General features: G+C 62.0%; 3 protein-coding genes. All 3 read right to left on the reverse strand.

The window, feature by feature from the left end:
- The coding region (locus RI563_RS13270) for a site-specific integrase (protein ID WP_310694858.1) at positions 1-465 on the reverse strand (465 nt) is incomplete at its 3' end.
- A complete protein-coding gene (locus RI563_RS13275) occupies positions 462-1175 on the reverse strand; it encodes a DUF484 family protein (RefSeq protein WP_310694859.1) in 714 nt (237 codons plus the stop codon). The genes RI563_RS13275 and RI563_RS13270, both read right to left, overlap by 4 nt.
- A 9-nt stretch (positions 1176-1184) precedes the next feature.
- Complete coding sequence (gene dapF / locus RI563_RS13280) at positions 1185-2021, reverse strand: diaminopimelate epimerase (RefSeq protein WP_310694860.1); 837 nt, start codon at positions 2019-2021, stop codon at positions 1185-1187.
- Between the last annotated feature and the right edge of the window lie 86 nt (positions 2022-2107).

Raw genomic sequence — 2107 nt, forward strand, 5'->3', positions numbered from 1 at the left:
TTCACTCAGGCGCAGTCCCGAGGAATAAAACAGTTCCAGAATGGCCCGGTCGCGGGCCCACAGGGGATCATGGGTATCGGCCTCGGTTTCATCCAGCAGCGCAGCGGTTTTGTCCACGTCCAGCGTCCGGGGCAGTTTGCGTTTGACCCGGGGTGCCTGCACATCGCGCGCCGGATTGCCCGGCAGCTGGCCTTCGCGGATCAGAAAATCGAAAAACCCCCGCAGGGCGGACAGTTCTCGCTGCAGACTTTTGGCGGCCAGCCCCCGGCGATGGCGCTGCGCCACATAGTGTCGAATATGCTGGCTGTCCAGCTGGGTCCACTCGGTCAGATCCTGCTCGAGGCAAAAGGCACTGAGCTGTTTCAGATCGCGGCGGTAGTTGTTCAGGGTGTGCGGGGAGAGCTGGCGTTCGGTTTGCAGTCGGGCCAGATAATCATCAATGGCCTGCAGGGCGGCGGGGGTCATGAGCCAAGGTGTAACTTGAGAATCCGGGTGAGTACGTGGCTGAGATGGGAGAGGAACAAAGTTCCCATGTTAGCGCGAAAGCGTTGCGGATCCTGACTGCCGATCGCCAGCAAGCCGACGCACTGTTTGCTGGACTCGCTTTCCACCAGGGGAATAAGCGCGGCGGAGCGCACCACGTCGGCATAGTCGTTGAACAGGGCATCCAGTTGCCCCGGCTTGAGGCTGCCGCAGACGGGTTTGCGGCCGTTGATGACTTTCTCGAACGCGCCCAGCGCGGGCTCGCTCCAGTCCATCAGATCGGGGTGGGCCTTGAGCACCGGTGCGCCGGAATTGAACAGTCGGATGACCACCGCATCGGCCTCGAAGTCGGACTTGAGACGCTGCTGGATCAGGGTCAGCAGCGTCTCGAAATCATCGGCATCGAGCAGATCCAGAATCAGCTTGTTGAGGCGGCTACTCAGATCCTCGTTCTGCCGGGCATATTCGGTCAGTTGTTGCAGGCGTTGCTTGAGTTCCTGTTTCTGATCCCGCAGCACCGAGACCTGGCGCTCGATCAGGGAGACCGCGCCCTGGGGCTGGTGGGGCAGGAGCATGTCGGCCAGCAAATCGAGGTGACGTTCGAAGAAGTCAGGGTTGTCACGTAAATAGCTGACAATCTCGCGTTCGAATTCCTTGTCCACCGTGATCGGGTTTTCCTGACGATTGCTCATGGCGCCTGATTATCCTCGTACTTCGATATGACCTTCAAATACCGTTGTGGCCGGACCGGTCATCAGCACCGGCGAGCCCGCGCCCGGCCAGTGGATCAGCAGGGTCCCCCCCGGCAGGGTCACCTCAACCTTATCACCAAGTCGGCCCAGTTGGCGACCCACGACCACCGCTGCGCAGGCGCCGCTGCCGCAGGCCAGGGTCTCGCCGGCGCCGCGTTCATAGACCCGCAGGCGGATATGGCCGTTGTCCAACACCTGCATGAAGCCGGCATTGACCCGCCGGGGAAAGCGCGGGTGGGCCTCGATCAGCGGTCCGAGCCGATCCACCGGGGCTGTCTCGATCTCCGCGACTTCCAGCACGGCATGGGGGTTGCCCAGGGCGACGGCGCCGATGCGCACGCTCTCCCCATCGATTTGCAGGTCATAAAGATCGGCCTGCGCATCGGCTTCGAAAGGAATTTCGGCCGGCGCAAAGTGTGGCACGCCCATGTTGACCGTGACCTGGCCGTCGGCCTCGATCTGCAGGGTCATGCGCCCGGCGGCGGTGGCGACCTCGATGGTATCGCGATCGATCAGTTCCTTGTCGCGCACGAAGCGGGCAAAACAGCGCGCGCCATTGCCGCACTGCTCCACCTCGCCGCCGTCGGCGTTGAAGATCCGGTAGGTAAAATCCACCCCCGGCTCGCGCGGCGGCTCCACCAGCAACAGCTGATCGCAGCCGATGCCAAAGCGGCGATCGGCCAGCTGGCGGATCTGCTCGCGGCTGAGGTCAACTTCCTGGTGGATGGCGTCAATGACCACGAAGTCGTTGCCCAGGCCGTGCATTTTGGTAAAACGTAACGGCATGTCACTTTTCCAGGTTACAAAATTAACGCAGAGTTCGCGGAGGGTCGCTCCCGGCTCACTGTAGAACCCCTTCGGGTTTCATTCAG

Origin of the sequence: Thiohalophilus sp. (genome assembly GCF_031581315.1) — a bacterium.
Lineage (GTDB): Bacteria > Pseudomonadota > Gammaproteobacteria > UBA6429 > Thiohalophilaceae > Thiohalophilus.